Source organism: Aquidulcibacter sp. (assembly GCF_020253525.1).
In the GTDB taxonomy this organism is placed as follows: domain Bacteria; phylum Pseudomonadota; class Alphaproteobacteria; order Caulobacterales; family Aquidulcibacteraceae; genus Aquidulcibacter.
This window is the reverse complement of sequence record NZ_JADCBK010000064.1, coordinates 74846-81461: the sequence shown is the minus strand read 5'-3', so window position 1 is coordinate 81461 and position 6616 is coordinate 74846. Positions and strand designations below refer to the sequence as shown.

Annotated in this window: 6 protein-coding genes; 4 read left to right on the top strand and 2 right to left on the bottom strand. The window is 55.3% G+C overall.

Going from position 1 to position 6616, the window contains the following annotated elements:
* Positions 1-1412 (bottom strand): PPC domain-containing protein (locus IOB61_RS08645; RefSeq protein ID WP_290815158.1); only part of this gene is annotated, 1412 nt, incomplete at its 3' end.
* Positions 1413-1721: 309 nt separating this feature from the next.
* On the opposite strand from IOB61_RS08645, the gene grxD reads away from it, so the two are divergent.
* Positions 1722-2051: a Grx4 family monothiol glutaredoxin gene (gene grxD, locus IOB61_RS08640; protein ID WP_085340943.1), complete on the top strand. Its 330-nt coding sequence runs from the start codon at positions 1722-1724 to the stop codon at positions 2049-2051.
* 78 nt (positions 2052-2129) lie between these two features.
* Here grxD and rpsD read toward each other — a convergent pair whose 3' ends face one another.
* Entirely contained in the window at positions 2130-2750 is a 621-nt protein-coding gene (rpsD, locus tag IOB61_RS08635) for a 30S ribosomal protein S4 (RefSeq protein ID WP_290815155.1), read from the bottom strand.
* A gap of 257 nt (positions 2751-3007) precedes the next feature.
* Here rpsD and IOB61_RS08630 point away from each other — a divergent pair, with 257 nt between their 5' ends.
* The 3 genes from IOB61_RS08630 (at position 3008) to IOB61_RS08620 (ending at position 6588) form a co-directional block, all read left to right on the top strand.
* On the top strand, positions 3008-4150 hold the full coding sequence (locus IOB61_RS08630; protein WP_290815153.1) for a hypothetical protein: 1143 nt from the start codon (positions 3008-3010) through the stop codon (positions 4148-4150).
* Positions 4147-4626, top strand: coding sequence for a MarR family transcriptional regulator (locus IOB61_RS08625; RefSeq protein ID WP_290815150.1), 480 nt, complete (start codon positions 4147-4149; stop codon positions 4624-4626). Before IOB61_RS08630 ends, IOB61_RS08625 begins: the two co-directional genes overlap by 4 nt.
* Before the next feature lie 90 nt (positions 4627-4716).
* A complete protein-coding gene (locus IOB61_RS08620; RefSeq protein WP_290815148.1) occupies positions 4717-6588 on the top strand; it encodes an ABC-F family ATP-binding cassette domain-containing protein in 1872 nt (623 codons plus the stop codon).
* Positions 6589-6616 lie beyond the last annotated feature (28 nt).

The following is a 6616-nucleotide window of genomic DNA, read 5'->3' as shown; positions in this document are numbered from 1 at the left end:
TTAATCCGTGCATTCACGCCTTTGCCACCATCATCATCTTTGGCAAGCGGCTGAAAGGCAACTGAACTCAACAAACCTATTTCCAGCATGGGATCAATATTGGCCTCGTCATTCTTGTCCATGACTACATTGACACGCTGACCTGCGCGTAAGCCAATGGAATAGGTGTTGAACAATGTATCCGTGGCGGCAAGGCGAGCGCCGCCATCGCGCAATTCACCGGAAATCGCCTGGCCCAAGCGCAAGGGCTGGGAAGCTTCGGGCGCGCGATCTGACGCGGCCTGTTCTACCATCAAACGATAGGCGCCATTGGCAGACCCAACCCGTTGGGCTTCGAGAACAAAATTACCTGTCGATTCAGGACGGAATCGCAACATCGCATTGCTACCGGTCCCACTGTCATCATTTTGCGCAACCGCATCAAGGCTGCCATCCGTGGCAATTTTTCCGATGGCGACTTTAGGGTCCAACTCACTGCCCGAGGCCGCCGTAAGCGAGACCCTGTATACTTTCCCCGCTTCCAACCGCAGGCCATAACGTACAGCCTGAACATCTTCTCCATCAACTTCATAGCGCGCCGTTGACTCTGTAATCGCGCCATTCACGGCCTGGCCAAGCGTAAGGGCTATGGGAGCCGGCATAGGCGGTAGCGCCTGACGCAACCCTGTAGACAACTTGTACGTACCGCCATCATCTGAACCGACAGCCGTTACACGCACTTGGTACAGGCCAGCGCGAGGCACCGTATAGCGAATACGCGCATTGGTTCCTGGCCCGCCATCATCATCTTCGGCGACTTTTGCGCCAGCAGGCGTCAGAAGTTCAAGTTTGGGGTCAAAGTCGTCGGAAGATAGGTCGAGCTGAACTTCTTGGTCGGCAGCCAATCGGACTGCGTAAGCATCCACCATAGCCCCATCATCGGTCACCGCATCACCACCATCGAGGGCTTCGGAAACGCTTTGGCCAAAGGGAAGTGGACGCGCCGAGATGCGCGGCGGGGCAGAGGCGGTTGCAAGCAGCGTAAATGCGCCGCGATCGCCTTTATTCATGGCATTCACCCGTATTTGAAGCATGCCAGACGCGGGAACAATTTTGCGGGCAACGGCCGCCTTATCGGTCTCGCCAATGGATGTCGCACACGCTTCGCACTCTTCACTCATTTCCTCGCCAACCGCCACAATCGGCTGAAAGGCGGTGCTGGTCAGTGTTACCGTCACCAATTGGCCCTTTGGCGCTTGAACCTGAAACAACTCATAGCTGCTTTCATCGCTCTGCAAGACGGGGTCTTCTGGTCCCATCACGCTTTGAATGGGTTGGCCAAGCACCAAGGGGCGTGGCGTGCTCTGCGCCATAACGGGCCCAGTCAGGGCGAAAACAAGGATGGAAGCCGAACCAAACCAAAAACGACGCATGATGATGCAGCCACACTGTGGCCCCTGAAACGGACGCGCCTGCTGGCCACAGCGCATCACGTCCTAAGCAAAAAGTTAGACCAGAAGCTTTAGCTATAAAGACCAATTATTCTTTCTCAATGGCAATCGCCAAACACGCGCAATTTCGGCTGGACTTGACCGAGAGCCTTCGCGTCCCTAGCTGAAGAGAAGCGACGTATTTTGCCAGACCCATCTGGTCACACAATGATTGACGCAGCGGTTCATGTGTTCCATCGAAGGATGATACCTTCCTAGACACGTTCTGGACCCCAGCAAGGAGCACGAGCCATGAGCGACGCACACGCCTTTATCGATAATCTAGTTAAAACCAACGATGTCGTTCTGTTTATGAAGGGCACATCCCGCATGCCGATGTGCGGCTTCTCCGGGACGGTCGTGAAAATCCTCGACCATGTTGGCGTCGATTATCAGGATGTGAATGTCTTGGCCGATGAGAATGTCCGCCAAGGGATCAAGGATTATTCCAACTGGCCCACCATCCCCCAGCTATATGTGAAGGGTGAATTCATTGGGGGCTGCGACATCGTGCGGGAAATGTTTGAAACCGGCGAACTCAAGCAAGTCTTGAGCGAAGCTGGGGTTTCAATCCAAGCTTAATCCTCGGATATGTAGGTGCAAAAAAGCCCGCTCAGCCAAAGCTGAGCGGGCTTTTCTTTTTGTAATCTAGGGCAGAACTTACGAAGCGTAATATTCCACAACCATGTTTGGTTCCATTTTCACTGGATATGGAACGTCTGCCAATTCTGGCACGCGCAAGAAGGTCGCCTTCATCGCGCCGACATCCATCTCGATATAGTCTGGGAAGTCACGCTCTGCGGAGTCCAAAGCTTCCAAGACCAAAGCCATGGTGCGGGACTTTTCGCGGACTTGTACAACGTCACCGACGCGCAAACGATACGAAGGAATGTTCACCTTCTTGCCGTTCACCGTGACGTGGCCATGGTTCACGAACTGACGTGCCGCAAACACGGTCGGCACGAACTTCGCGCGATAAACCAGCGCGTCCAAGCGGCACTCCAAGAGGCCGATCAGGTTTTCAGCGGTGTTGCCCTTACGGCGTGCGGCTTCTTCATACAGGCCAGCAAACTGCTTTTCTGTGATGTTGCCATAATAGCCTTTCAGCTTTTGCTTGGCGCGCAGCTGAGCACCGAAAGCCGAAACCTTGGCTGGACGGGCGGTTGGGCCGTGCTGACCTGGCTTATAGGTCCGCTTGTTAACTGGGCTTTTGGGACGGCCCCACAGGTTTTCGCTGAGGCGACGGTCGATTTTATACTTCGCAGCAATGCGCTTTGACATGTTTAGTCCATTTTCATTTTGACGGTCCGGGCGACACACCATGTGACGCGATTGCAATGGCCGGAAATCCATCACCCATGTTTTCCCCCAGTGAAGGCAGTGCCAACCCAGCGAGAAGGCGCGCTTAAACGGGATTGCCGCCCTAGAGTCAAGGATTGAGGGCAGTTTCAGGCCAAGAACCGCAGGCCGCACCACAGGCTTGACAGATAGTTCATCATTAAACTATATTGGTTTAACGTTAAACCAAAGAGGTCGCTATGACTGATCGTCGAACCATCCTTCAAATCCTCGCTTTGAGCTCCTTAGCCGCCGTCCCAGCAGTCGGTGCAACCCTAAAGCCGACTACGGATCCAGCCGCTGCTTGGCGCAATCCAGGGGCCGGCCAGAAGGACCCACGTCTCTATTGTCTCGCCCATGCGATCCTCGCACCCAATCCACATAATCGCCAGCCATGGCTGGTAAGCCTCGAAGGCGACGACAGTATTGTCTTTTATTTCGACACAAGCCGCCGCCTTCCAGCGACCGACCCTTATGATCGTCAGCTCGCGATTGGCTGTGGTACTTTCCTCGAAATCCTATCCATTGCTGCAGCCGAAATCGGCTACCAAGCTCAAATCAGTCTCTTCCCCATGGGCGAGCCGCAGCCCAATCTAGATGACAAGCCGGTCGCTCATATCCGTCTTGTCAAAGGCGGCGCCAAAGACCCGCTTTACGCCTTCATCACCCAGCGACGGTCAAACAAGGAAGTCTATGACGCCAAGAAGCCTGTGAGCCCTGAAACCTTGCAGAATCTGTTGACGCGGGAACCTGTCGAGCGCCTCACATTTGCCGGTGCGCTTTCTGGAACCCCTGCTTGCGAAAAACTGCGGAGCCTTTCCGTACAAGCCTATCGACGCGAAGTTGAGACGCCAATTGCGCTGAAAGAAAGCATTGATCTGATGCGCATCGGAAAAGCAGAGATCGCGAAATATCGAGATGGGATTGATCTCGACTTCCCCGGCATTGGGGCCATGCAAGCGATGGGCTTGCTCACACGCGAAAAACTGATGACCCCCGGCACCAAAGTCTATCAGCAAGGCCTTGAGCAATATGATCCTTTGGCCAAATCTGCCGCGGGATACGTCTGGATCATCAGCGACACCAAGGATCGCTACGCAGAAGTGGCAGCCGGACGCGCCTATGCCCGCCTCAATCTGCGCGCGACCGCCCTCGGCATCGCGATGCATCCTATGAGCCAAGCCTTGCAAGAATATGCAGAAATGAGCGCCATTAAGGCCGAGACCGAAAAGGCAGTCGGCATGTCACCTGACAAGTGTCTACAGATGCTGGCTAGAATAGGCTATGCTGGCAAAGTGCCTCCATCACCTCGACGGGGCCTTTCAGAGCATCTTCGTACATGACCGCAGACCGTCCCAATCCAGACTTTACCACGATCGCCTATACTTTCTTCAATGAAATTGCGATCATTGACCAATTGGGACGGAACCGTTTTGAGCGTGTCTTGCCAGATGGGCTATCGATTGCAGGCTTTAGCTTGCTCAATCACTTTGTCCGTCTAAACAAGACGCAAGACACGCCCAGCCATTTGGCTAAGGCCTTCCAAGTCACCAAAGGTGCGATGACCAACACGATCCACCGCCTAGAAGCTTTAGGCTTGGTGACAATTAGTGCAGACCCCAGTGATGGACGAGGTAAACTGGTGTCTATCACCGAAGCGGGGAGGGCAGCGCGCCACGATGCGATTGCCCGCCTTGCCCCGTCGCTGCAGCAATTGGCAGGACTGATTGACCAACAAGAACTCGAGGCCCTTGTCCCCACACTGATGAAACTGCGCGCGATTCTGGACGCCAATCGTGAGCCTGACCCACAGTCGTGACTTCGGCTGCCAATGGCGCTATCAGACGACGCCTGCCAGATCCCTCAGAAAACGTCTGCTCCTAAGACTTGTCGTCAGAAAACGAACGCCATGCTGCAAATCACAGATCTAACCTATCGCCTCGCGCGACGCGTGCTGTTCGATGGGGCCAATGCCGTCATATCAGACGGCTGGAAGGTCGGTTTGGTGGGCAAGAATGGCTCTGGCAAATCAACACTTTTGCGCATCATTCAAGATGAAGCCCTGAAGGGCGACGGCAGTGTGCGCCTGAAACGTGGCGCACGTATGGGCTTCGTTGCCCAAGAAATTGCCGCCACACCTGACCCAATGCTGGAAGTCGTCTTGGCCGCAGATACCGAGCGCGCCAGCCTCATGGCGGAAGCAGAAACCGCGACGGACCCCAATCGAATCGGCGAAATCCACACACGCTTGGCTGACATCGACGCCTATTCAGCTGAAGCGCGCGCCAGTGAAATCCTTGTCGGCCTTGGCTTTAAACAAGAAGAACTGATGAACCCGGCAGGCTCCTTCTCTGGTGGTTGGCGGATGCGCGCCGCCTTGGCAGGAGTCTTGTTTTCTGTGCCTGACCTCTTGGTCTTGGACGAGCCGACCAATTATCTCGACCTTGAAGGTGCCGCTTGGCTGGAGGCCTTTTTACGCAAATATCCAAATACAGTTCTGGTCGTCAGCCATGACCGCGAAATGCTCAACCGCTCTGTAACCCACATTATGGCGCTCGAAGACGCGAAGCTGGAAGTCCATGCGGGTGGCTATGACACCTATCTGCGTCGGCGTGCCGAACGGGCCGCACTCTTGGCCGGTCAGAAGGCCAAACAAGATGCCGCGCGCGCCCATCTACAAGCCTTTGTCGATCGCTTCCGGGCCAAGGCCTCCAAAGCTCGCCAGGCGCAAAGTCGGATCAAAATGCTCGAGAAGATGCAGGAAATCTCGGTTCCAATCGCCGACCGGGCAATGCCTTTCCATTTTGAAGAGCCGAGCGAGCTTGCCTCACCCCTTATCCAACTAGACGAAGCAGACCTCGGCTATATTGATGGCAAGCCCGTCTTAAAAAAGGTCGACTTCCGCCTCGACCACGACGATCGCATCGTCATCATCGGACCCAATGGGCAAGGCAAAACCACTTTGGTCAAATCCATTGGTGCGCGGCTAGAATTGTTGAATGGCAAGCGGCGCGCCTCAAAAGCGGTCAAAATCGGCTATTTCAGTCAAGATCAATTGGATGAATTGCGGGCAGGGGAAACCGTGCTGCAGCACGTCCGGGATCTAGAACCCGATTGGCCGCCTTCGCGCCACCGATCCTTGGCGGCTCGGATGGGGTTTGGGCAAGAAAAAATCGATACCCATGTCGAAAAGCTCTCGGGCGGGGAAAAGGTGCGTTTGCTTTTGGGCCTCATGGCCTATGCCAAGCCGCACGTTCTGATCTTGGACGAGCCGACCAGTCACTTGGATATCGATAGTCGGGAAGCTTTGATCCATGCGCTGAATGAGTATTCTGGTGCCGTTTTGCTGATTACGCACGATGTCTATCTGGCTGAGGCCTGCGCGGACCGGCTGTGGCTGGTCCATAACGGCCATGCCCGCGCCTATGACGGGGACTTAACGGACTATCGGGGTCTGGTCCTCAGCGCGGATCGCCCAGATGGCGGCGGTTCAGGCAAGAATGCACCCAAGGCCGCGACTAAGAATGACGTGAGTGGCGGCAAAAAAGGGCCCTCCCTTTCCACTTTGCGCTTTCGCTTAGCCGACGCAGAAAAAGCCGTCACCAAGGAGCAGCACGCTCTCGACACCATCGATGCGCGGCTTGCCTCCCCCAGCCTCTATACCGAAGGGGCGAAAGCTCTCGAAGAACTCACCAAGAAGCGCGCTTGGCATGCAGAAGCCCTTGCCAAAGCGGAGGCAGCATGGCTTGAGCTCAGCGAAGCGATTGAGGCTGCATCCTAACAGCTATAGACGAAAAAGGCGGCCCCAA

Bases quoted from the DNA above. Each gene is read 5' to 3' on its own strand.
- grxD (WP_085340943.1), top strand. From the start codon at position 1,722: ATGAGCGACGCACACGCCTTTATCGATAATCTAGTTAAAACCAACGAT.
- rpsD (WP_290815155.1), bottom strand. From the start codon at position 2,750: ATGTCAAAGCGCATTGCTGCGAAGTATAAAATCGACCGTCGCCTCAGC.
- IOB61_RS08630 (WP_290815153.1), top strand. From the start codon at position 3,008: ATGACTGATCGTCGAACCATCCTTCAAATCCTCGCTTTGAGCTCCTTA.
- IOB61_RS08625 (WP_290815150.1), top strand. From the start codon at position 4,147: ATGACCGCAGACCGTCCCAATCCAGACTTTACCACGATCGCCTATACT.
- IOB61_RS08620 (WP_290815148.1), top strand. From the start codon at position 4,717: ATGCTGCAAATCACAGATCTAACCTATCGCCTCGCGCGACGCGTGCTG.